This window comes from Bradyrhizobium sp. HKCCYLS20291, assembly GCF_051167715.1.
GTDB lineage: Bacteria > Pseudomonadota > Alphaproteobacteria > Rhizobiales > Xanthobacteraceae > Bradyrhizobium.
Genome location: NZ_JBNPTO010000003.1, coordinates 233,732 through 254,904, shown reverse-complemented (window position 1 = coordinate 254,904; position 21,173 = coordinate 233,732). Strand labels below are relative to the sequence as shown.

The window sequence follows — 21,173 nt, the reverse complement described above, 5'->3', positions numbered from 1 at the left end:
CCCGTAATGGGCCCACAGCGCCACGGCGCCGCCCAGCAGCGCAACCGCCGCCACTGCAGCCGCTATCGCCGGCGCGGACGCCAGACGAGAGCCTGACCGGCTGGACGGTATCTCTTGCGGCGCAGAAAGAGGCTGCATGATGACGTGCTCATCTGGCGGATCGCTGGCCAGACATGGCTGACCAGATCTGGCACGAGCCGCGACCCGCCTCTTAGGCTTTGAGATAGGCCCAGCGAGCCGATGAGGCAAGCGTGACCGGCTCCCGGCCGATCACAGGCGGCGGAGCCAGCCGGTCAGTGCGACGCTGAGGCCTTGGCAGCGGCCGGCGACATCGCCGGCGCATTCGGCGCGACCTGCGGGGAGGCCGGCGACGACGCCTGCGCATCCATGTAGCAGGGCTTGTACAGCGCCTGCAGTTCCCTGCCCTTCAGGAAGATCATCCGCGGCGTCAGTCCGCCGCGCTGGGTGATCCAGCGGCGGATCGGCGACGGGTACATCGAGTACAGCATCTGGGTCGCCTCGGGATTGGTCACGGCCCGGCCGTTGGCGCCGAAGTCCCAGGCGGCATGAAAGCCGAGATTGGCATGCGAGGTGACACAGATCTTGTCGTGGGGAAGGGCGCCGAGGACGATGGTGCAAGCCGAGGCGCACAGCCCGTCGATGATCACATATTCGCCGGACGATCGCAGGCCCTGATACTTGTCGACATAGGTGCCGATCCGGCCGCCGCGGTCATCGGCGATCCGGACCACGGCCTGGCTCGCACCGACCCCCGACAGCAACAGAACAACCGCGAGCAACCCCGTCCAGAATTTCATGTCGAGCCCCAGTTCAACCCGGCGAAACCGATCTGACCGACTTTGATACACGTCGAGTGATGCGCTTCTTGTGATGCATGGACTGCGGCGGACCTTGAAATCACGAGCCCTCCCCAGAACCGGAACGCGAAAGCCAAATCCAAATCGCAAATGCAGCGTGTTGCGAGATCGTGTTTTTGTCCAGGACGGCGCAGCGGTGCGAACCAAATTCAGGTCAAGTGTTGCAAGCTCGCTGCACCACACGGTTGCTGACGCGAAAATATCGCCTCACCCTGGTTCCTCGCATGGCGAACGCGCCACGTGCGCGGCAACAGCCCGGCCTGATTCGTTTTGTGACGCGACTTCGGGGTCACGGGTGCACGAGAGGCTTCCCGTGAAATTGCGGGGCTGGCAACAGGCGGGTGACACTGCTGCCTCTCGCGAATCCGGTCGCGGCGGCGCTGACGAGGCGATCACATTGCACTGCAGCTTACGCACCGGCCGGCGCCGATGCCGATCTGCCGTTGGGCTGTCCAAGCCGGCGCGGCCACCTTCATCGCGGCGGCGGCGTCGCAACTCCGAGTTGATGATGGCCTCCCGATCCGAGGGCCGCGACGAGGTCGCCAGGGCCTCCGATCGGCGTCGACGGCCCCACGCGAGCTAATCCGGCAGGCGAATGCTGGCGCCGAACGTCACGATCGGCGCATCGGCGGCACCGAGCTGGATCTGGCGCTCCGGCACTTCCTGATAGCTGCCGTCTTCAGTCTTTCTTAACGCATATTGCCAGACCGTTAACGTCTCGCCGCGCTCCAGCGCATCGCGGATGCGGGACGCGCCCCGGCCGGGCAGCTTGATCAGATCGTCGCGCATCATTCCGATCATCGCCGGGTTGTCGCCCCGATGCAGCTCGAAGAACACCATGCGATTGGGCTTGTCGTGCGGCTTGAGCACCGTGTCCGCGGTGAACAGCACGAGACAGATGGCGACCGCGATCAGCTTCCAGGTATCGGACAACATGCAATGCATCCCCGCTCCGACCCTGCGCTGGTAAGCGTCGCGCAGGACATCGGCAACTTACAGTTTGGTCATGCCAAATGAGATGACGTCCGACGTAATCGATTCGACGCGCGATCGGCGCGATCATCGGCTCCTCATCGTTCACAACATGGAGAGCACCGATGACCGACCTCGCCACGATTGCCGACAGCTACATCTCGCTGTGGAACGAACGCGCTCCCGCGCAGCGGCGCGCGCTGCTCACGCGGCATTGGACGGCCGATGCGAGCTATGTCGATCCGCTGATGCGGAGCGATGGCCATGACGGCATCGACGCCCTCGTCGCCGGCGTGCAGCAGCGTTTTCCGGACTACAGCTTCCGATTGATCGGGGCGGCCAGCGGCCATGGCGACTACGTCCGCTTCCGCTGGTCGCTCGGCCCGAGCGGCGAGAGCAGTCCGATCGAGGGCAGCGACGTCGCTGAGCTGAAGGACGGCCGCATCCATCGCATCATCGGCTTCCTCGACAAGGTCCCCGAAGCCGCCTGAACGGCGGCGAGCGGACGGAGCGAGAGCGCGTGGCTCAGCCAGCACATGTCGTGAAGCGACATCGCTGCTGCGCCTGGCCGCGCGCGCGTCTGCGCGAAACAGTTCGAGGAGATCGATGTGGAGCGGCGCTTGGCTCTGTCGCGCCAGGCTGACCGAAATCACTGCAATGCAGCCGGCAAGCCGAAAACTGGAGCGGGCGAAGGGAATCGAACCCTCGTATGCAGCTTGGGAAGCTGCCGTTCTACCATTGAACTACGCCCGCGCTGGCCCATGATTAGCCGAGACGCTGCGTTTCGCCAAGCGGCTTGTTGACACGGACCTTCGCACCCACGCCGGTGCGAAGCGGACCAGCCGCCGGTCGCCCGATCGTGATCGGCGGCGCCGGCGTGGCGCGGAACGGATGGTGGACTTGCAGCTTCTGCCCAACGAAGGCGCCGCCCTTCACCGCAGGCGGCCTGGCCCAGGAGCAGACGTCATGCAGAGCCACGGAATCGCAAACGCGACGTCGCGCGCGGCGGCGTTCATGTCACGTCCGACGGCGCTCGATCTCTACACGCTGGCGGGAGGGCTGTTCCTGTTCGGCTCGCCCTGGCTGTTCGGCTTTGTGCGCACCGCTGGCCGGATCGATGCGGAGATCGTCGGCGCAGCCGTCGTCGCGTTGTCGCTCGCGGGCCTGATGGCGTTCGCCGATTGGGAGGAATGGCTGAAGGTTGCGCTGGGCGTGTGGCTGATCGTGGCGCCCTGGCTGCTCGACTTCGTCCATACGCCGGCGATGCATGTCAGCATCACCATCGGCATCGCCGTCACGTTCCTGGGCCTGCTCGAACTGTGGCTTGCGCATGATCCGGATTTCGCCAGCGACGGTCCGCCACTGGTAAGCGGGCGGTAGGCGAAGCGAGGATCGCGGCTTCGATCCGTGCTGCGCCGCATGCCAACATTGCGATACCAATCGGCTGTGATCACACCAGCACACTTGACAACCCCGACCCAAATCAGGGCAAACCCCGCCCCGGTCGCGCCGTGCTGTTAACAAATTGTTAACAAAATTGATGCGGGCGACCGTGACGGTGATATGGTTGCGGCGTGGGGTTGAGGTGGCGTCATGGGGCGTGGGTATACGATGTTCGATACGGCCCTCGGCCGTTGCGGCGTCGCGTGGAGCGATGCCGGCATCACCGGCGTGCAGCTGCCGGAGGCGCGGGAAATCGAGACGCGCGGGCGATTGTTCCGGCAGTTTCCGGAAGCCCGGGAACAACGCCCCTGTTCAAACACTGAACTCGCGATCAAGGGCATCAGCGCCATGCTGCGCGGGCAGGATGTCGACTTCACCGATGTCGTGCTCGATCTCGACGGCGTGTCGCCGTTCAATCGTCGCGTCTACGATTGCATCCGCGCGATCCCGCGCGGCGCAACGCGCAGCGCCGACGAACTCGCAGACGAGCTGCACGTGCCGAAGGCGCTCCACTCCATCGCGCAGGCCCTGACGAAGAACAGTTTCGTCCTGATCGTGCCATGTCACCGCGTCCGCGACATCGGCAGCGGCCTGGACAAGCCGTCCACCAACAGCGGCCTGATCTCCAAACGCCGGCTGCTGTCACTGGAAGGCACGCGGCCGCAGGCCGGCCTGACCTTGTTCGACGCCCTGCTCACGGTCGATCGGCGGCGCGCGTCGTAAACCAAGGCGATGCGGAATTCTCGCGCAGGGGGCTCTCCCCTTTTGCGCGCGATGCTCTAGATTTGCAGGATGACCGCCACCCTGCTGTTCGAGAGCCGAGACGTGACCGTGTCCGAATTCCGCTGTGCGGCGGTTCCGGGCGAGCGTCCCTACACCGAGCAGTTTGCCGGCTATTCGTTGTCCTATGTGCGCAAGGGCAGCTTCGGCTGTCATCACCGCGGCCGCCTGTTCGAGCTGGTCACCGGCTCGCTGCTGGTCGGATATCCCGGCGACGAGTTCATGTGCACGCATGACCATGTCTGCGGCGATGAATGTCTGTCGTTCTTCTTCGATGCCGAGGTCATCGACGAGATCGGCGGCGACGCGCAGGCCTGGCAGGCCGGCGCCGTGCCGCCGCTGCCGCAGCTGATCGTGCTCGGCGAGCTCGCGCAGTCGGTGGCCGCGCGGGAGCGTAGCCTCGGCCTCGACGAGGTCGGGCATCTCGTGGCCAGCCGCTTCGTCGCCGCCGTGTCAGGCGAGGTCGAACGGCCGGCGAAGCCGAGCCCGCGGGATCGCCGGCGCGCGATCGAGAGCGCGTTGTGGATTGACGACAATGCGGAGCGCGCCATCGATCTTGCGGATACGGCGCGCGAAGCCGGCGTCAGCCCGTTCCATTTCCTGCGGCTGTTCACCGCCACGCTCGGCGTGAGCCCGCATCAATATCTGATCCGCGCACGCCTGCGCCGCGCCGCGCGACGCCTGAGCGACGAGGACACGCCGGTCACCGAGATCGCCTATGATTCGGGCTTTGCCGATCTGTCCAATTTCACCCGCACCTTCACGCGCGCTGCCGGCGTATCGCCGGCAAAGTTTCGCAAGGCGTCGCGCGGCGACCGCAAGATTCTCCAAGACCGTCTGAGCCGCCATTGATTGGATGATCTCAAGCGCGTGCGGCAGCCGCATGCGAAGCTTGGAGATCATCGATGTACGATCATATCGGCCTCAGGGTCGGCAATCTCGACGCCAGCGTCCGCTTCTACACGGCCGCGCTCGCGCCGCTCGGCCACATCCTCTGTTCGAAGGACGAGACCTCGGCGGGCATCGGCCCGAAGGGCGAGCCGGCGCTGTGGCTGTATCTCGACAAGGGCGTGCATAAGGGCGCCGCGCACATTGCGTTTCGCGCCGCCGATCATGCCGCCATCGCCAGATTCCACAGCGAGGGGCTGAAAGCCGGCGGCAGCGACAATGGCGGCGCCGGTCCGCGCGCGGACTACAGCCCGACCTATTATGCCGCGTTCCTCATCGATCCCGACGGCAACAACATCGAAGCCGTGTGTCCGTGAGGTCAGCGCCATGGCATCGATTCAGAAGGACATTCCGATCGCAGCCCCGGCGGCTGCCGTGTGGGACGCAGTGCGCGATTTCGGCGCTGTTCATACCAGGGTGGCGCCGGGCTTCGTCATCGACACCAAGCTCGATGGCGACGTCCGCATCGTCAGCTTCGCCAACGGCAGCGTGGTGCGCGAGCAACTGGTCGACTGCAACAATGAACGCCGGCGCCTCGTCTATGCCATCAAGAATGAGCGCATCACCCAGCACAGCGCCTCGTTCCAGATTGTCCCGGACGGCGAAGAGCGTTGCCGGGTGATCTGGACGACCGACGTGCTGCCGCACGAGATCGCGCCCCATATCGAGCAGCAGATGGAGCTCGGCGCGCGGGCGATGCAGGACACGTTGAGCAGGACACGTTGAGCAGGCCCGCGCGTAGCGGCTCAGCCGATGCGCTGCGGCGGTTGCGAACCAGAGCTGCGGCCGGCCGCCAACACGGCCGGGCGCAGCCCGGTCACGGCCGCCTTCGATCCCCATGGGGTGAGCATGACGCTGGCCAGCGTCAGCACGCCGAGCAGCACCATCGAGGCCGCCGCGAGCATGAAGAAGTCGCCTTCCGTCGCCGCATGCTGCAGCAGATAGAAGCCGCCTCCGGCAATGAAGACGAGCCGCACCGTCTGCGCCAGCACCGGCCCGATGACGCGGGCCGCCCCCTGTGAGGAGAAGTACATCGAGATCGCGAGGCCGATGAACGCGTACATCGGCGCGGCGATCTGCAGGTAGTGACGGCCCGCGCTGCGTGCGCTCTCGTCCTGGGTGAAGATGTCGACCCACACTTGCGGGACGATCGCGATCAGTGTCGACAACGCCCCGACCGAGACGAACGAGACCATTCCGGCCGTCCAGGCGACCCGGCGGGCGCGCGCGATTTTCTCGGCGCCGATCGCCATGCCGACCATCGGTACCGAGGCCATGCCGATGGAGAACGCCACCGTCGTCATCATGAATTCCAGGCGCGCGCCGATGCCGTAGCCGGCGAGCACGGCGGTGCCGAACCCGGCCAGCATGTGCGTGAAGATGGTGATCGACAGCACCGACTGCAGCGGCGAGAAGCAGGCGACCGCGCCGACCTTGAGGATGTCGGCGAACATGGCGCGACTGATCGTGAGACCGCGGACCTTCGGCCTGACCCGGGCGCGGCCGGAGAACAGGTACCAGCCCATCACCGAGATGCTGACGCTGAAGGCGAGCAGCGCGCCGGCGGCGACGCCGCGCATGCCGAGCCCCAGCACGAGACTGAGCGTGCCGCCGAGCACGATCTGCAGCATCGCCGAGCACAGGATCATGAGCGAGGGCAGCTTCATGCTGCCGGTGCCGCGCAGGATACCAGCCATGGAATTCATCAGCCAGGGCAGCATGACGCCGCCGAAGAAGATCTGCAGATAGGCCACCGCGTGCTCCAGCACCGCGCCGCGGCCACCGAGCAATTCCAGCAGAGCGGGACCGAACAGGAGCATGCCGACCATGAAGGTCGCGCCGAACGACAGCGCGATCAAAAGCGCATGCGACGCCAGCGTCGAGGCGCGCTCGGTGTCGCCGGCGCCGAGCGCCCGCGCGATCGCCGATGCGACGCCGCCGCCCATGGCGCCGCCGGACATCGTCATGGTCAGGATCACCAGCGGGAACACCAGCGCCATCGCCGCCAGCGCCTCGATGCCGAGCCGGCCGATATAGGAGGTCTCGGCGATGACGACGCAGACGCCGGCCGAATTCGCGATGATATTGGGCCAGGCGAGCGACAGCAGCGTGCGCAGGATCGGGCCGTCGACCAGTGCATTGCGCACCGGCGGTCTGACGGGCGGCAGGGATCGTGCTTCGTCGATCGGACTATCGGCCAAGCCGATCTCGGACATGTTCGCTCCCCGCTCGACCGCGCGCGCAGCGCGGCGCCCCTTGTCGTTGGAACTGTCCTAGCACACCGCCGGAGAGCGCCCCGTGCGGTGGACGCATTGCGGGTGCGCGCGCGGCGCGCAGCCGTTCCTAGAGGCGGAAATGCTTGGAGAGCTTCAGGCCTTGCGCCTGGTAGTTGGAGCCGATGCGGCTGCCATACATCGCGTTCGGCCGCGCCAGCATCTTCTCATAGACGAGGCGGCCGACAATCTGGCCGTGTTCGAGGATGAACGGCACCTCGCGCGAGCGCACTTCGAGCACCGCGCGCGAGCCGTGCCCGCCGGCGCCGGCATAGCCGAAGCCGGGATCGAAGAAGCCGGCATAGTGGACGCGGAATTCGCCGACCAAGGGATCGAACGGCACCATTTCGGCGGCGTAGTCCGGCGGCACCTGCACGGCTTCCTTGGAGGCCAGGATGTAGAACTCGCCGGGATCGAGAATGAGGCTGCCGTCGGGCCGCGCCTTGATCGGCTCCCAGAACTCCTCGATTGGATAGCCGGCGCGGCGGTCGACGTCGACCACGCCGGTGTGGCGCTTGGCGCGGTAGCCAACATAGCCATTGGCGTTTGCGCCGGACAGATCGACGGACAACGCGACGCCGCCGGCGAGATCCGCATCGTCGCGATCGACCAGCCGCTCGGCCTGATGCAGCGCGACCAGTTCACCCTCGGACAACACGGCGTCGCGGTAGCGGAAGCGGACCTGCGACAGCCGCGAGCCCTCGCGCAACAGCACCGGGAACGTCTTCGGGCTGATCTCGGCGTAAAGCGGCCCGTGATAGCCGGCGCCGATCATGTCGAAGCGGCGGGTGCCGTCGGCGATGACGCGGGTGAACACGTCGAGCCGCCCAGTCGAGCTCTTCGGATTGGCCGCCGCGACGATATCCTTCGGCAGCGCCAGGCTCTCCAGCAGCGGCACGATGTAGACGCAGTTGGTCTCCAGCACCGCGCCGTCGGCGAGCGCGAATTCGTGCAGCTTCAATTCGTCGATCCGCTCGGCGACGGTCGATCCCGGCCCGGGCAGGAAGCTCGCCCGCACCCGGTAGGCGATGTCGCCGAGCCGCAAATCCAGGCTCGCCGGCTGGATCTGGCTCTCGACGAAATCATATTCGGGAATGATCAGGCCAGCCTCGGCCATCGCCACGATCATGCGATCGGGCAGGATGCCGTGGGCGTCGGGGCTAAGCGAGAACGGCAAGACCTGGTCCTTTGCAGGCGCCGGAACGGCGGCTTGTGAGCCAATATAGCGTCTTTCGACCGGTTATCCGATGGCCACCTTGACGGAAAGGCCGGTTGCGACTATGAGCACGACTTATCCCGTGGTGATTTGAGCCGGCCGGCTTGCAGCCACGTTAAATAAGTCGCTAAACAGGCCGGGGACGAATGTGATCCCGGCCGTGAGGAGTTTTCCCAGGCCGGTTTTTTTGTGCCCATCGCGCCGAGCGCGGTGGCCACGATGGAGGTCACATGTCCAATTCTCCTGCGTCGAAGTCCCCCGGGAAGACCCCGGCGTCGTTCGCCCAGTATCGCCCCGAAACCCGCCTGGTGCATTCCGGCGGCCTGCGCTCCGAATTCGGCGAGACGGCCGAGGCGCTCTACCTCACCCAAGGGTTCGTCTACGCCACCGCCGAGGAGTGCGAAGCGCGCTTCAAGGGCGAGGATCCCGGCTTCATCTATTCGCGCTTCTCCAACCCGACCACGGCGATGTTCGAGCGCCGCATGATCGAACTCGAAGGCGCCGAGGCCTGCCGCTCCGCGGCGACCGGCATGGCCGCCGTCACCACCGCGATCCTCGCGCCGCTGCGTGCCGGCGATCACGTCGTCGCGGCGAAGGCGCTGTTCGGCTCGTGCCGCTACGTCGTCGAGGACCTGCTGCCGCGCTACGGCATCGAATCCACTCTGATCGACGGGCTCGATCTCGATCAGTGGCAGAAGGCGGTGAGGCCGAACACCAAGTCGTTCTTCCTGGAGAGCCCGACCAATCCGACGCTCGACGTGCTCGACATTCCCGCCATCGCCGAGATCGCTCATGCCGCCGGGGCGCGGCTGATCGTCGACAACGTGTTTGCCACGCCGATCTGGCAGAGCCCGCTGGCGCTCGGCGCCGACGTCGTCGTGTACTCCGCGACCAAGCACATCGACGGCCAGGGCCGCTGCCTCGGCGGCGTCATCCTGTCGTCGGAGGCGTTCATCGCCGAGCACATCCACAACTTCATGCGCCAGACCGGCCCGTCGATCTCGCCGTTCAACGCCTGGGTCCTGCTCAAGGGCCTCGAGACCTTGGCGGTGCGCGTGCGCGCGCAGACCGAGACCGCGGGCAAGGTCGCCGACTTCCTCGCCGCGCATCCGAAGATCTCGCGGCTGATCTATCCGGGCCGCGAGGACCATCCGCAGGCGGCGACGGTGAGGAAGCAGATGCGCGCCGGCTCGACCCTGGTCGGGTTCGAGGTCAAGGGCGGCAAGGCCGCCGCGTTCCGCACCCTCAACGGCTTGTCGCTCGCGCGCATCTCCAACAATCTCGGCGACGCCAAGACGCTGGTCACGCATCCCGCGACGACGACACATCAGCGGCTGTCGCCGGACGCGCGCGCCGAGCTCGGCATCAGCGAGGGCTTCATCCGCTTCTCCGCCGGCCTCGAGCATGCCGATGATCTGATCGCGGATCTCGACGCGGCCCTCGGGGCCGCGTAGCGAATGGCGGTTTAAGCGAATGGCGAATAGGGAGTAGCGAATAGTAAGCCCTCATCCCCTATTCGCTACTCGCTATTCCCTATTCGCGCCCTCGTCACATCGGCCGATACGTCAACACGTCGGCCGGCGCGTTGACGCCGAGCTTCACCTGGCCGACCGAGCGGATGATGTCGTCGCCAAGCAGCTGGGCGAAGCAGGCATAGCCCCAATCGCTCATGTGCAGACCGTCGGCGATGACGAACTCGTTGATCGGGATCGCCTGGCGCTCGTGCCAGTCGCGCATCACCTCGAAGCGCGGGAAGATGCCGGCGTGATGCAGCTCGGCGATGCGGCCGAGCAGCTTGTTCATGCGGCTGGCGTTCTCCGACCGCTCATTGACGCGCGGCGAATATTGCAGGTCGACCAGCACGACGTCCGAGGCCGCCGCCTGGATCTTGGCGACGCCGTCGTCGACCAGCTTGGCGGTTTCGGCCGGGTCGAGATCGCGCAGCACGGCGTTGGTGCCGACCTGCCAGATCACGAGATCCGGATGACGGTCGATCACCGACGTCTCCAGCCGCTTCATCATTTCCGGCGCATCCTCGCCGCCGACGCCGGCATTGATGACGCTGATGTCGGCCATCGGATATTGCCGGCGCAGCTGCGCCGCGAGCCGGTTGGGGTAGTTGTAGTCCGGCGTGGTTGCGCCGTAGCCCTGCGTCGATGACGAGCCGAACGCGACGATCACGATCGGCAGGCCCGAGGCCAGCTTGTTGGCGACGTGCGGCAGCGAGATGAAGTTCTTCTTTGCCACGCCCTTCGGCGGCAGGCAAGGCACGCGGTTGAAGATGTCGGAAGCCGATTTGGCGACCTGCTTGACCTTGTCGATGGCCCGCTCGGTGATGCTCCGCGACGGCGGCTGCACCGCCGCGACCGGCTGCGCAGTTGCGGCGGGTGCGCTCGCCTCCGGCGTGGCCGGCTGGATCGGCGTGGCCGGCGGATTGCTGGCCGCAGGGCGCACGGCGGCGATCTGACCGGGCGACTGGCTGCCGGCCTGGGCAACCACGATATGACCGATGCTCGGCCGGAGGAGCTCGCTGATCGAGGCGTGATCGGCGTCCTGCGCTTCAGCCGCCGGCGCTGCGCTCTGCGCATGCGCCATCGGCGCGCCGATCGCGACGGCGAGCACGACGGCAGCAATCGCGGACAGCCTCTCCCTTGTCCTGGATACGCGGTGACGACAGTTGGTAGTCATGAACGAGACGGATCCTAGTTCTGCTGCGCCGGCCCGAGATGCGCTGCGTCGATGATGAACTTCGACAGCGCCCGGCCGAGACAATCGTGAACCTGCTTGGCCAGCTCGATCCCGTGCGTCGGATTGAACAGGTCGAAATCGCCCTGCTCGTTCCATTGCCGCATGATGGCAAAGCGGTCGAACAACGGGACGTCGCGCTGCTGCGCGACCACCCGCATGTTGTCGATGTAGGGCGGCACGGAGATCAGCGTCTCCGTCCGCGGGCTGTATTGCAGGTTCACCAAGACGACATCAGCCCCCGCATCCTGCAGCGTCGCGACACCGTCATTGACTGCCTGACGGAACTCATCAGGGTCGATGGACCGCATCGCGTCGACCGTACCGGTTTGCCAGATGACCAAATTAGGCCTTTTTCCTTCCACCAGTTTAACAAGATTGCCCGAGATTTCCTCGGCCGTCTTCTTCGGTTGCAGCTCGACGCTGAGGTTGACCGTCAGTGTCGGCAGCTTGTCCTTCAATGCGGCCTGCAGCCGGGCCGGATAGGCATTGGCGTCGGACGCGCTGACGATCACCGACGAACGGCTTCCGATCACGAGAATATCGAGCGTACGGCCGTTCTTGACGGCTTCTGCAACCTTCGGGAGCGGGCTCTCGGTGGTCAGCAGGTAGGCCGGCACCTCGCAGCTCTGCGGCGCGTCTTCGGCGCGCGCGGCCACCGCCAGCGAAGCCGCCAGCGCCGCGATACCAAACCTTAACCACGAGACGGACTTCATCAGCCCCCTCCCGCCATATCGGCGTTGCTCCGCGTCACCTTTCGCGCTGCACCCTTGTCGGCCTCACGCTTGTACCACGAAATCAGCGAGGCAACTCCCCACATGGCGAGGATGCCGCACAGGCTGATCATCGCGTGCATCATGGCGCCGCCAGACACTTCGGCAAGTACGAAGTGGCCCGCGAACGCCAGAAACACGCCCAGACAGAAGATCTCCAGCGAGTGTTGCCCGCAAACAATCAACGGGCGCAGCCAGCGCGACTTCAGCGGCGGCCAATCCTTGGGCAGATAGTGCACGGTGAGTGCTGCGAGTGCGAGGAAATGGGCGAAGCGCAACACGTCAAGGTCGGTCTTGTCGATCGGATACATCCATTGCTCGATTTGCCGCGGCATCAGATGGCCGAGTTGCGGGATGTACCAGGTCAAGGTGACGCAGAACGCCGCCACCAGATAGGCCACGCAGAGGCCGAGCGTGATCGGCGAGTTCAGGATGCGCGACATGCGACGGGCGCCGCCAAGCGCGCACCAGGCGCCGAAAACGAACAAGAGCTGCCAGGCAAACGGATTGAAGGCCCAGAAACCGTTCGGATAGGCCGACAGATAAAGATCGAATTCCCAGGTGACCGCGTAGAGAACGACCGACAGCGCCAGCGTCAGGTCCGCGCGCCAGCGCATCAGCGCCAGGATCAGCGGCAGGAACAGCATCAGCACGATGTAGAGCGGCAGCACGTCCATGTTGACGGGCCGGAAGCGCAGGATCAGCGCCTGCACGATGGTCACGTCCGGCTGCTTCAGGAAATCCATGATCCCCATCTCTTCGGTGTAGAGCGGGTTCTCGAAGCTGGTCGCGACGTAGGAGATCTCGGCGAGGAAGATCGTGAACAGGAAGACGTGGGCGACGTAGATCTGCCAGACGCGGCGCAGGATGCGCGCGGTAGCGATCATGAAGCCGGCGTCCTGCATCGCCCGTCCATAGACGAACGCCGCCGTGTAGCCTGAGATGAAGATGAAGATCTCGGTGGCGTCGGAGAAGCCGTAGTTGCGGATCGTGAACCAGGTCAGCAGGTTGGGCGGCAGGTGATCGATGAAGATCAGCCACAGCGCCAATCCGCGAAACAGGTCGAGCCGGAGCTCACGCTCGCCGACGGCCGGGAAGGTGATCGCGGGCGTCGCGGTGATGGCCGGAGCAGAGGCGACGGCCGGCGCAGCGGCAATGGCAGGCGCGGCGACGCTCGCGGCCACAGCGCTGTCCGCAGCCGGTGCGGCAGTGGCTCCGGGGACCGATGGTCCGGCAAGGCGATCGGCAATCGACGTCATCGGGCACCACGTCAAGGCTGCCAGCCCGCAGGCCCGGCAGGAGAAATGTAGGGCTGCGCAGTTTTTGCGCAAGCGATGAAGGACTTGTCAGCTGGGTCGCGCCCAGTTTTTCGGCGTTGGCGGACGGCTGGGAGCGATCGCGTGACGCAAGACGGATCGACGGCTCCCGGAACGCTGCCGGCCCGACCGGCGAACCTCGCCTCGCACCATGGCAACGGCTCGCGCTGACGGACGGACGACAGAGTCCGCGATTCTGGTGCCATAATCTGGAACTGTGTTGAAAGCACGATGGCGTTACGATTGGTTCCCGTCCGGCTTTCCGCTACAATGCCTCCATGTACCGCGCCGTGACTCGCCACATCGAAGTGACCGTCGAACCGAACTTCCTGCCTGAGAAGTCGTCGGTCGCGGATGGCCGCTGGTTCTGGTCCTATACGATCGTCATCACCAACACCGGCAACGAGACGGTGCAGCTGCGCAGCCGCCATTGGATCATCACCGATGGGGTCGGCCGCCAGCAGGAAGTGCGCGGCGAAGGCGTGGTCGGCGAGCAGCCGGTGCTCGCCCCTGGCGAGCGCTTCGAATACACCTCCGGCGTGCCGCTGACCACCTCCTCCGGTTTCATGTCGGGCTCCTACCAGATGCAGAGCGCCAGCGGCGAACAGTTCGACATCGCCGTGCCGGCGTTCTCGCTCGACAGCCCGGATGGCGGCAAGCGGGTGCTGAACTAGCGGGGCGAGGATTTTGTGCGAATGATGCGCGGTCGTGCGTGCAGCTCGTTGAATGCCGCTCTCGTCTTTCACTCTTTCGGCCCGCCGCGCCTGTCGATGACCTCCACCGCTGTCGTCCCGGGCAAGCATCCGGCAACGCGCCAGCGTTGGCGGATGCGCCGACCCGGGACCCATAGCCACAGGATCCCGTTTGGCGATGGCTGGAGCGGCGATCTTGTCTCACCACAGCCGCCTGTGGTTATGGGTCCCGGCTCAAGGCCGGGACGACACCATTTTTGCTGAGGCAGCTTGAGTCGCACGACCCTCTCCTACTGACGTCACAGCTTCGCGTTCTCGCGACGCATCCCGCGCCCGAGCCATGTCCGTTCGTCCGCCCTCTCGATCATGAGGGCGCAGGGAAGGCCGGGCCTCGGCTGAGGCCCGTGGCCCGCCTGCAGAAAAAAATGCAGGCGGCAGGTACCACAGGTCCAGCCGGACAGACCCGGCCCTCCCTGCGCAACGGTTTTAACGGCTGCTTCGCGTTCTCCCTGGTGCGCCGGGCTTGTTGGCCACCATCACGAGCGCGACACCCAAGGGCATCGACACCCGCTTGATATCAGCGTCGGGATATCAGGACCGCGCGACTTGACCGTGCGTGCATCGATCGTTCGTCGGCGCGGACTAAACCACGCTGCGTCGACACACGCCCATCGCATCCCACTGCCAACGTCTCGTGACGGTCGCGACACGCCCCTCATGCGGCAACAGGACGCGCGGAAATGTGCCAGTGATTTGCCCGACGGCACAAGCGATTTGTTGCTGCGACAGATTAGCGCGACGGGCAAGGCGGTCGGGCGCGGCAACGGCTCTCAGATCAACTAATAGCGATGGCGCCGGAAACCGTAGGGTGGGCAAAGGCGCCTGGAAGGTCGCACCCAGACACGAGATGTACAGCGCCGTGCCCACCGCCCGCAACCACTGCTCGCCATGGTGGGCACGCGACGCCCTGCGCCCTGCGGGCGCACGTCATCGCTTTGCCCACCCTACGGACTGAGGACCTTGCAGCGATAGCTAATGACGACGACAGTTTTTCGCTCATGATGCATTAGCGCGCAATGCCAGTGATTGCGCCCTCTCCCCTTGTGGGAGAGGGCATGTAGGACAGCGCAGCAAACGCGGTCCGGTGAGGGGTTGCTTCCACGAGCACCTTTCCTGGAGAGACAACCCCTCACCCAATCGAACTCGCGGAGAGGCCGGAGATGCCCTCTCCCACAGGGGGAGAGGGCGCTGTATCGAACAGCGCAGCTGGCTGAACCAACTTAGTCTGCCATGCTTGGAGCCTGCAAAGCTCGCGCCGAAGCTCAGTTCTCCGTCACGCCTGCCTCGTGCGGGGTGAACTGATAGACCGAAGAGCAGAACTCACAAGTCACGACGACCTTGTCGTCCTTGACCATGTCGGCGCGGTCCTGAGACGAGAAGCTCTTCAGCATGTTGGCGACGGCGTCGCGCGAGCAGGAGCAGCGCGCCTGCAGCGGGACGAGGTCGAAGACGCGGACGCCGCGTTCGTGGAACAGGCGATACAGCAGCCGCTCGCCCGACAGCGCCGGATCGATCAGTTCGATATCCTCGATGGTGGCGACCAGCGACTGGCCCTCGACCCAGGCTTCGTCCTCCTCGACCTCGTGCAGCTCGGTGCCCTCCGGCGCATCGCCGGGATGCAGGTCGGCCTGGCGCAGGCGCTCCGGCGCCTGCGGCAGGAATTGCGCCAGCAGGCCGCCGGCGCGCCAGCGGTGCTTGCCGCCGCTCCACTCCTCGCCGACGGCGAGACGGACGCGGGTCGGGATCTGCTCGGAGCGCAGGAAGTATTCGTGCGCCGCCTCCTCCAGGCTGCCGCCAGTGAGCGCCACCAGACCCTGGTAGCGGCTCATGTCCTGGCCCTGGTCGATGGTCATCGCGAGATGGCCCTTGCCGAGCAGGGCACCGGAGTCCTTGGCCTCGCCGAGACGCGCCTCGTCGTAGCGCGCATAGGCGCGCAGCCGGTCGGGCGCCTGGAAGTCGACCACCAGGAACGACACCGGACCGTCGGTCTGGGTCTGCAGGATGAAGCGGCCGTCGAACTTCAGCGACGAGCCGAGCAAGGTCGTCAGCACGATCGCCTCGCCGAGCAGCTTGCCCACGGGCGCGGGATAAGCGTGCTTGGTGAGAATGTCGTCGAGCGCCGGTCCCATGCGGGTGAGCCGCCCGCGCAGATCGAGCGCCGCGACCTCGAACGGCAGCACGGCATCGTCGACCGGCACGGCCGACGGCGCGCGGCTGGTGTCGAGGTTGATGTTGGTGTCGGGGGGATTGGCTGTCATGGGGCGTATTTGGGGTCTATTGGGACGAATGGAAGGGCATCCCCCGGCTGTCGTCCCGGCCTTGAGCCGGGACCCATACCGCGGATGCTATCAAGGGACGTTGGTGGTCGTCGCTCGTCTGATATCCGACGCTAAGCCGCACCGACGAACCACGATCTTCCAACTAAGCAGAGCAACAGTCACCGCTGCAAATCAGTTCGATCACGCGGTATGGGTCCCGGCTCAAGGCCGGGACGACACCGACGAGGTGGCGCCACCGAGTCCTACGCCCGCTCCCCGAAGCACCACGCCAGGATGCCCTTCTGGGCGTGCAGGCGGTTTTCGGCTTCGTCGAAGACGACGGACTGCGGGCCGTCGATGACGTCGTCGGTGACCTCCTCGCCGCGGTGGGCGGGGAGGCAGTGCATGAAGAGGGCTTCCGGCTTCGCCAAGGACATCAGCTTGGCATTGACCTGATAGGGCTTGAGCAAATTGTGGCGGTGCTCGCCGTCCTTGTCGCCCATCGAGACCCAGGTGTCGGTGACAACGCAGTCGGCGTTGGCGACGGCGACCTCGGGGTCGTGGCTCAGATGGATGTCGGCCTTGGTGGCGCGGATGAAGTCCTTCATCGGCTTGCCCGGCGACAGCTGCGGCGGCGTCGCCACGTTCAGCCTGAACTTGAAGCGCTCGGCGGCATGCGCCCAGGACGCCAGCACGTTGTTGTCGTCGCCGGTCCAGGCCACGGTGCGGCCCTCGATCGAGCCGCGATGCTCCTCGAAGGTCATCACGTCGGCCATCACCTGGCAGGGATGCGAACGGCGCGTCAGGCCGTTGATGACCGGCACGGTGGCGTGCGCGGCGAGCTCCAGCAGCGCCTCGTGGCTGAGGATGCGGATCATGATCGCATCGACGTAGCGCGACAGCACGCGCGCGGTGTCGGCGATGGTCTCGCCGCGGCCGAGCTGCATCTCGGTGCCGGTCAGCATGATCGCCTCGCCGCCGAGCTGGCGCATGCCGACGTCGAACGACACGCGGGTGCGCGTCGACGGCTTGTCGAAGATCATCGCCAGCACCTTGCCCTCGAGCGGCTTTCTCGCGGGCTCGTTGGACTTCAGCGTCTTCTTCATCCTGCTGGACAGCGCCAGCATGTTGCGCAGCTCCTCGACCGGCATCTCGGTGAGATCGAGGAAGTGACGCGGCGTGTTGGCCATGGTCTTGCTCATGATGCGGCCGCCTGCTTCGCAGAACTCGACAGCGCCGTGCAGGCGCGCTCGAGCATCTCGACCGACTGTTCGATTTCGGATTCATTGACGATCAGCGGCGGCAGGAAGCGCACCACGTTGTCGCCGGCGCCGACCGTCAGGAGCTTCTGATCGCGCAGCGTCGCCACCAGGTCGCCCGACGGCACCACCGCCTTGATGCCGACCAGCAGGCCCTCGCCGCGCACCTCGGAGATGATGTCGGGATGACGGTCTACGACGGAGGCGAGCTTCTGCTTGAGCAGCAGCGACATCTTGCGGACGTGATCGAAGAAGCCTGGCGCCAGCATCACGTCGAGCACGGCGTTGGCCGCGGATACCGCGAGCGGATTGCCGCCGAAGGTCGAGCCGTGTGAGCCCGGGGTCATGCCCGAAGCCGCCTCTGCCGTCGCGAGCACTGCGCCGATCGGAAAGCCGCCGCCCAGCGCCTTGGCGAGCGACATGACATCAGGTGTCACACCGAGCCAGCGATGCGCGAACAGATCGCCGGTGCGGCCCATGCCGGTCTGCACCTCGTCGATAACGAGCAAGAGGCCGTTGTCGTCGCAGAGCTGCCGCAGCGCCTTGTAGAACGGGAGCGGAGCGGTGCGCACACCGCCCTCGCCTTGCACCGGCTCGACCAGGATGCCGGCGGTGTGCGGACCGATCGCCTTCTTCACCGCCTCGATGTCGCCGAACGGAACCTGGTCGAAGCCGTCCATCGGCGGCCCGAAGCCGTCGAGATATTTGGCGGAACCGGTCGCGGCGAGCGTCGCCAGCGTGCGGCCATGGAACGCGCCTTCGAACGTGATGATACGGTAGCGTTCCGGATGGCCCTTGGCGGCGTGATATTTGCGCGTGATCTTGATCGCGCCTTCCATCGCCTCGGCGCCGGAGTTGGCGAAGAACACGTAGTCGGCAAAGCTCTGATCACACAGCCTGGTGGCCAGACGTTCACCGTCCGGACTCTTGAACAGGTTCGACATGTGCCACAGCTTGGTCGCCTGCTCCTGCAGCGCCTTGACCAGATGCGGATGCGCATGGCCGAGCGAATTGACCGCGACGCCGGAGGTGAAGTCGAGATAACGATCGCCATTGGTCGCGATCAGCCATGCGCCCTCGCCGCGCTCGAACGCCAGATCGACCCGGGCGAATACGGGGAGGAGATGCGTAGCGGCAACAGTGGTCATGGCGATCACATCAGCTGACGGGCTGGCCGAGACACGCGCCTTCAGGCGCCATCGCGCATCAGGAACCCCACCCTGGAAAACAAAATGTGCCGCCTTTTCAAGGCGGCACGTGCACCTATTGTATGCGGGCGGCGCTCGGAGTCAACTACGCGTCGACTGATCGGCGACCGCGCCGGCCGTGGGATTGCGGACATCCGACACGGCTCAGATGCGGAACACGGAACCCCGGAATGTGTGGACGGTGGTTACCGACTCTTGCGCGAGAGTCACGCCATATTGTAGCGTTTTCAGCGTCGAGTACGACATCTCGTGCGGCAGTTCTGATCCCTCTTTGAGTTTCCTCGTTCGCGTTAACGTCCGGGCGCTTCACGCGCGCCCGGCGAGGGATAAGGGATTCTGCCGTCAGGGATATTCTTGAGACAAAGATCGCAGCGCCGTCCCAGAATTGGCCGGCGCAACGCGAAGGGAAAGGTTCGATGACGGTATTGACCTGGTCCGACGATCGCGTCGAGCAACTGAAAAAACTCTGGGAAGCCGGTCTCTCGGCCAGCCAGATCGCCGCGGAACTCGGAAACGTGACGCGCAACGCCGTGATCGGCAAGGTGCACCGGCTGGGACTGTCCGGCCGCGCCAAGAGCCCGGCGACCGCAGCACCTCGCCAGCGCAAGGCGGCCCGCCCTGTCCAGCCGATGATGCGGGTGGCGCGCCCGGTGGCGCGCGGCAACACCGCGCTCGCACAGGTTTTCGAAGTCGAGGCGGAGCCCGATCCAGTTGCATTCGACAACGTCGTGCCGATGAACCAGCGGCTGTCGCTGCTGGAGCTCAACGAGGCGACCTGCCATTGGCCGGTGGGCGATCCCTCCAGCCCGGACTTCTTCTTCTGCGGCGGCAAGGCGCTCGCCGGCCTGCCCTATTGCGCGCAGCATTCGCGCGTCGCCTATCAGCCCGCGGCCGACCGTCGCCGCCAGCCGGCGAAGTCGCCGACGCGCTGAGCGCGCGGCCGCGAGGCCATGAGCGAGGCCTTAAGAATGGCTCGCACATCAACTCACAACTGACGAGGATGGCCCGGCCTGCGCCGGGCCTTTTGCGTGGTGCCGTCAGGATCAGCGCGCCGTTCGCGCCTGCGGGAAGCAGGCGGTGAACGCCGCGCCGTTGCGCGGCACGCTCTCGATCAGGAGCCGGCCGCGATGGCGGTTGAGGATGTGCTTGACCAGCGACAGGCCGAGCCCGGTGCCGCCCTGTGCGCGGCTGTCACCGACATCGACACGATAGAAGCGCTCGGTGAGGCGCGGCAGATGTTCGGGCGCGATGCCCGGGCCGAAATCGCGCACCTTGACGCGGACCTCTGGCGTGCCCTCGCCCGAGATGGCCTGCTCCAGCGACACCAGCACGCGGCCGCCCGAGGCGCCGTATTTCAGCGCGTTCTCGATCAGGTTCTCGAACACGCGCAAGAGCTCCTCGCGATCGCCGGCGATCGCGACCTGCGCCTCCGGCAGGCTGGTCTCGATCACCACCTGGCGCTCGCGCGCCAACGCCTCCAGGCCATCGGTGACCTGACGGATGATGGCGACGACATCGACCATGGTGTGGGGCTGCACATGCGCCGACAGCTCGACCCGCGACAGCGACAGCAGGTCGTCGATCAGCCGCGCCATCCGCGTCGCCTGGGCGTGCATGATGCCGAGGAAGCGCTCGCGCGCCTTGGCGTCGTCCTTGGCCGGGCCCTGCAGCGTGTCGATGAAGCCGGACAGCGCCGCCAGCGGCGTGCGCAACTCATGGCTGGCATTGGCGACGAAGTCGGCGCGCATCTCCTCGGCCCGGCGCAGCGGCGTCAGGTCGTGGAAGGTCATCAGCATGCACTTGTCGGCGCCGCCGAAGGCGGTCGGCACCGGCACCGGGGTGACGATGAGCTCGGTCCAGCGATCGACCGGGACGTGATCGTGATAGGTCGCGCGCCTGATGTCAGTCGAGGCGATCGCCTCGCGCAGCGCGGTGATGATCTCCGGCGTGCGCAGCGCGAACTGGGCGAGTTCGCCCTTGCGCAGCGCGGGCGCGAGCTGCGCCGCCGCGGCGTTGAGATGGATCACACGCCCGGCGCGGTCGAGCAGCACGGCGGGAACGGGAATGCCGGCGACCACGGCGCTGACCGCGGGGGCTTCGACCGGATTGGCGTGGCGCTCCTCCTCGCGCTTGGTGACGGCGCTGTGCAGCCGCCAGGGCACCAGGGCCGCCCCCGCGATGCACAGAAAGACCGCGAGCGCCCGCATCGGCAGCAGCTCGTCGAGCAGCACCAGGCCGCCGAGCGCGATGGCTGCGGCCAGCAGGATGATCGCAGCGTGGCGCAGCCGGTCCGGCCAGGGGGTGAAGATGGTCGGGGAAGAATGGGAGGGAGCGTCGAGAGCCATCGCGTCC

Annotated in this window: 21 protein-coding genes, 1 tRNA gene and 1 riboswitch; of the genes, 9 read left to right on the top strand and 13 right to left on the bottom strand. The window is 66.1% G+C overall.

Going from position 1 to position 21,173, the window contains the following annotated elements; genetic code table 11:
- Positions 1 to 293 precede the first annotated feature (293 nt).
- Both ACQR07_RS09060 and ACQR07_RS09055 read right to left on the bottom strand, forming a co-directional pair.
- A complete protein-coding gene (locus tag ACQR07_RS09060; protein WP_434901966.1) occupies positions 294 to 818 on the bottom strand; it encodes a hypothetical protein in 525 nt (174 codons plus the stop codon).
- Between the two features lie 639 nt (positions 819 to 1,457).
- Positions 1,458 to 1,814, bottom strand: a complete 357-nt coding sequence (locus ACQR07_RS09055) for a hypothetical protein (RefSeq protein ID WP_434901965.1) — start codon at positions 1,812 to 1,814, stop codon at positions 1,458 to 1,460.
- Positions 1,815 to 1,975: 161 nt separating this feature from the next.
- Between ACQR07_RS09055 and ACQR07_RS09050 the strand changes: the two genes are divergently transcribed.
- A complete protein-coding gene (locus ACQR07_RS09050; RefSeq protein ID WP_434901964.1) occupies positions 1,976 to 2,341 on the top strand; it encodes a nuclear transport factor 2 family protein in 366 nt (121 codons plus the stop codon).
- A gap of 188 nt (positions 2,342 to 2,529) precedes the next feature.
- Here ACQR07_RS09050 and ACQR07_RS09045 read toward each other — a convergent pair.
- Positions 2,530 to 2,603: transfer RNA gene (locus ACQR07_RS09045), tRNA-Gly, on the bottom strand.
- 12 nt (positions 2,604 to 2,615) lie between these two features.
- Positions 2,616 to 2,828, bottom strand: coding sequence for a hypothetical protein (locus tag ACQR07_RS09040; RefSeq protein WP_434901963.1), 213 nt, complete (start codon positions 2,826 to 2,828; stop codon positions 2,616 to 2,618).
- On the opposite strand from ACQR07_RS09040, the gene ACQR07_RS09035 reads away from it, so the two are divergent.
- From ACQR07_RS09035 to ACQR07_RS09015, 5 genes are all read left to right on the top strand, one after another.
- Complete coding sequence (locus ACQR07_RS09035) at positions 2,817 to 3,230, top strand: SPW repeat protein (protein ID WP_434901962.1); 414 nt, start codon at positions 2,817 to 2,819, stop codon at positions 3,228 to 3,230. The genes ACQR07_RS09040 and ACQR07_RS09035 overlap by 12 nt on opposite strands.
- A gap of 213 nt (positions 3,231 to 3,443) precedes the next feature.
- Complete coding sequence (locus ACQR07_RS09030; RefSeq protein ID WP_434901961.1) at positions 3,444 to 4,016, top strand: methylated-DNA--[protein]-cysteine S-methyltransferase; 573 nt, start codon at positions 3,444 to 3,446, stop codon at positions 4,014 to 4,016.
- Positions 4,017 to 4,085: 69 nt separating this feature from the next.
- Complete coding sequence (locus ACQR07_RS09025) at positions 4,086 to 4,925, top strand: helix-turn-helix transcriptional regulator (RefSeq protein WP_434901960.1); 840 nt, start codon at positions 4,086 to 4,088, stop codon at positions 4,923 to 4,925.
- A 53-nt stretch (positions 4,926 to 4,978) separates the two neighbouring features.
- Positions 4,979 to 5,338 carry a VOC family protein gene (locus ACQR07_RS09020; protein WP_434901959.1) on the top strand — a complete coding sequence of 120 codons (360 nt, stop codon included), beginning with the start codon at positions 4,979 to 4,981 and terminating at the stop codon, positions 5,336 to 5,338.
- A gap of 10 nt (positions 5,339 to 5,348) precedes the next feature.
- Positions 5,349 to 5,747, top strand: coding sequence for an SRPBCC family protein (locus ACQR07_RS09015; RefSeq protein ID WP_434901958.1), 399 nt, complete (start codon positions 5,349 to 5,351; stop codon positions 5,745 to 5,747).
- A gap of 20 nt (positions 5,748 to 5,767) precedes the next feature.
- On the opposite strand, the gene ACQR07_RS09010 is transcribed toward ACQR07_RS09015, so the two are convergent.
- Together ACQR07_RS09010 and ACQR07_RS09005 are read right to left on the bottom strand one after the other, a co-directional pair.
- Entirely contained in the window at positions 5,768 to 7,237 is a 1,470-nt protein-coding gene (locus tag ACQR07_RS09010; RefSeq protein ID WP_434901957.1) for an MATE family efflux transporter, read from the bottom strand.
- A 127-nt stretch (positions 7,238 to 7,364) separates the two neighbouring features.
- Complete coding sequence (locus ACQR07_RS09005; protein ID WP_434901956.1) at positions 7,365 to 8,471, bottom strand: 2'-deoxycytidine 5'-triphosphate deaminase; 1,107 nt, start codon at positions 8,469 to 8,471, stop codon at positions 7,365 to 7,367.
- 111 nt (positions 8,472 to 8,582) lie between these two features.
- A riboswitch (SAM riboswitch) is annotated at positions 8,583 to 8,662 on the top strand.
- Between the two features lie 78 nt (positions 8,663 to 8,740).
- On the opposite strand from ACQR07_RS09005, the gene ACQR07_RS09000 reads away from it, so the two are divergent.
- Positions 8,741 to 9,964 (top strand): O-succinylhomoserine sulfhydrylase, encoded by a 1,224-nt coding sequence (locus tag ACQR07_RS09000; protein WP_434901955.1) that lies wholly within the window; start codon positions 8,741 to 8,743, stop codon positions 9,962 to 9,964.
- Positions 9,965 to 10,058: 94 nt separating this feature from the next.
- On the opposite strand, the gene ACQR07_RS08995 is transcribed toward ACQR07_RS09000, so the two are convergent.
- Genes ACQR07_RS08995 through ACQR07_RS08985 form a run of 3 tightly spaced genes read right to left on the bottom strand, consistent with a single transcriptional unit; the run spans position 10,059 to position 13,287 of the window.
- Positions 10,059 to 11,198 carry a GDSL-type esterase/lipase family protein gene (locus ACQR07_RS08995; protein ID WP_434901954.1) on the bottom strand — a complete coding sequence of 380 codons (1,140 nt, stop codon included), beginning with the start codon at positions 11,196 to 11,198 and terminating at the stop codon, positions 10,059 to 10,061.
- Between the two features lie 14 nt (positions 11,199 to 11,212).
- On the bottom strand, positions 11,213 to 11,971 hold the full coding sequence (locus ACQR07_RS08990; RefSeq protein WP_434901953.1) for an SGNH/GDSL hydrolase family protein: 759 nt from the start codon (positions 11,969 to 11,971) through the stop codon (positions 11,213 to 11,215).
- Positions 11,971 to 13,287: an OpgC domain-containing protein gene (locus ACQR07_RS08985; protein ID WP_434866044.1), complete on the bottom strand. Its 1,317-nt coding sequence runs from the start codon at positions 13,285 to 13,287 to the stop codon at positions 11,971 to 11,973. The genes ACQR07_RS08990 and ACQR07_RS08985 overlap by 1 nt, the downstream gene beginning before the upstream one ends.
- A gap of 335 nt (positions 13,288 to 13,622) precedes the next feature.
- Between ACQR07_RS08985 and apaG the strand changes: the two genes are divergently transcribed.
- On the top strand, positions 13,623 to 14,018 hold the full coding sequence (apaG, locus tag ACQR07_RS08980; RefSeq protein WP_434901952.1) for a Co2+/Mg2+ efflux protein ApaG: 396 nt from the start codon (positions 13,623 to 13,625) through the stop codon (positions 14,016 to 14,018).
- A 1,340-nt stretch (positions 14,019 to 15,358) separates the two neighbouring features.
- Here apaG and ACQR07_RS08975 read toward each other — a convergent pair.
- The 3 genes from ACQR07_RS08975 to ACQR07_RS08965 all read right to left on the bottom strand — a co-directional run bounded on the left by ACQR07_RS08975 (position 15,359) and on the right by ACQR07_RS08965 (position 18,761).
- Complete coding sequence (locus ACQR07_RS08975) at positions 15,359 to 16,354, bottom strand: Hsp33 family molecular chaperone (RefSeq protein WP_434901951.1); 996 nt, start codon at positions 16,352 to 16,354, stop codon at positions 15,359 to 15,361.
- 263 nt (positions 16,355 to 16,617) lie between these two features.
- Positions 16,618 to 17,544, bottom strand: a complete 927-nt coding sequence (gene argF, locus ACQR07_RS08970; protein WP_434902276.1) for an ornithine carbamoyltransferase — start codon at positions 17,542 to 17,544, stop codon at positions 16,618 to 16,620.
- A gap of 8 nt (positions 17,545 to 17,552) precedes the next feature.
- On the bottom strand, positions 17,553 to 18,761 hold the full coding sequence (locus ACQR07_RS08965) for an aspartate aminotransferase family protein (protein WP_434901950.1): 1,209 nt from the start codon (positions 18,759 to 18,761) through the stop codon (positions 17,553 to 17,555).
- 476 nt (positions 18,762 to 19,237) lie between these two features.
- On the opposite strand from ACQR07_RS08965, the gene ACQR07_RS08960 reads away from it, so the two are divergent.
- The gene (locus ACQR07_RS08960) at positions 19,238 to 19,753 is read left to right on the top strand and encodes a GcrA family cell cycle regulator (protein ID WP_434866049.1); all 516 of its coding nucleotides are present in this window, start codon (positions 19,238 to 19,240) and stop codon (positions 19,751 to 19,753) included.
- A gap of 111 nt (positions 19,754 to 19,864) precedes the next feature.
- Here ACQR07_RS08960 and ACQR07_RS08955 read toward each other — a convergent pair whose 3' ends face one another.
- Positions 19,865 to 21,166: an ATP-binding protein gene (locus tag ACQR07_RS08955; RefSeq protein ID WP_434901949.1), complete on the bottom strand. Its 1,302-nt coding sequence runs from the start codon at positions 21,164 to 21,166 to the stop codon at positions 19,865 to 19,867.
- Between the last annotated feature and the right edge of the window lie 7 nt (positions 21,167 to 21,173).

Coding starts and splice junctions, on each gene's coding strand:
- ACQR07_RS09060 (WP_434901966.1), bottom strand. CDS start 818: ATGAAATTCTGGACGGGGTTGCTCGCGGTTGTTCTGTTGCTGTCGGGG.
- ACQR07_RS09055 (WP_434901965.1), bottom strand. CDS start 1,814: ATGTTGTCCGATACCTGGAAGCTGATCGCGGTCGCCATCTGTCTCGTG.
- ACQR07_RS09050 (WP_434901964.1), top strand. CDS start 1,976: ATGACCGACCTCGCCACGATTGCCGACAGCTACATCTCGCTGTGGAAC.
- ACQR07_RS09035 (WP_434901962.1), top strand. CDS start 2,817: ATGCAGAGCCACGGAATCGCAAACGCGACGTCGCGCGCGGCGGCGTTC.
- ACQR07_RS09030 (WP_434901961.1), top strand. CDS start 3,444: ATGGGGCGTGGGTATACGATGTTCGATACGGCCCTCGGCCGTTGCGGC.
- ACQR07_RS09025 (WP_434901960.1), top strand. CDS start 4,086: ATGACCGCCACCCTGCTGTTCGAGAGCCGAGACGTGACCGTGTCCGAA.
- ACQR07_RS09020 (WP_434901959.1), top strand. CDS start 4,979: ATGTACGATCATATCGGCCTCAGGGTCGGCAATCTCGACGCCAGCGTC.
- ACQR07_RS09015 (WP_434901958.1), top strand. CDS start 5,349: ATGGCATCGATTCAGAAGGACATTCCGATCGCAGCCCCGGCGGCTGCC.
- ACQR07_RS09010 (WP_434901957.1), bottom strand. CDS start 7,237: ATGTCCGAGATCGGCTTGGCCGATAGTCCGATCGACGAAGCACGATCC.
- ACQR07_RS09000 (WP_434901955.1), top strand. CDS start 8,741: ATGTCCAATTCTCCTGCGTCGAAGTCCCCCGGGAAGACCCCGGCGTCG.
- ACQR07_RS08995 (WP_434901954.1), bottom strand. CDS start 11,198: ATGACTACCAACTGTCGTCACCGCGTATCCAGGACAAGGGAGAGGCTG.
- ACQR07_RS08990 (WP_434901953.1), bottom strand. CDS start 11,971: ATGAAGTCCGTCTCGTGGTTAAGGTTTGGTATCGCGGCGCTGGCGGCT.
- ACQR07_RS08985 (WP_434866044.1), bottom strand. CDS start 13,287: ATGACGTCGATTGCCGATCGCCTTGCCGGACCATCGGTCCCCGGAGCC.
- apaG (WP_434901952.1), top strand. CDS start 13,623: ATGTACCGCGCCGTGACTCGCCACATCGAAGTGACCGTCGAACCGAAC.
- ACQR07_RS08975 (WP_434901951.1), bottom strand. CDS start 16,354: ATGACAGCCAATCCCCCCGACACCAACATCAACCTCGACACCAGCCGC.
- argF (WP_434902276.1), bottom strand. CDS start 17,544: ATGGCCAACACGCCGCGTCACTTCCTCGATCTCACCGAGATGCCGGTC.
- ACQR07_RS08965 (WP_434901950.1), bottom strand. CDS start 18,761: ATGACCACTGTTGCCGCTACGCATCTCCTCCCCGTATTCGCCCGGGTC.
- ACQR07_RS08960 (WP_434866049.1), top strand. CDS start 19,238: ATGACGGTATTGACCTGGTCCGACGATCGCGTCGAGCAACTGAAAAAA.
- ACQR07_RS08955 (WP_434901949.1), bottom strand. CDS start 21,166: ATGGCTCTCGACGCTCCCTCCCATTCTTCCCCGACCATCTTCACCCCC.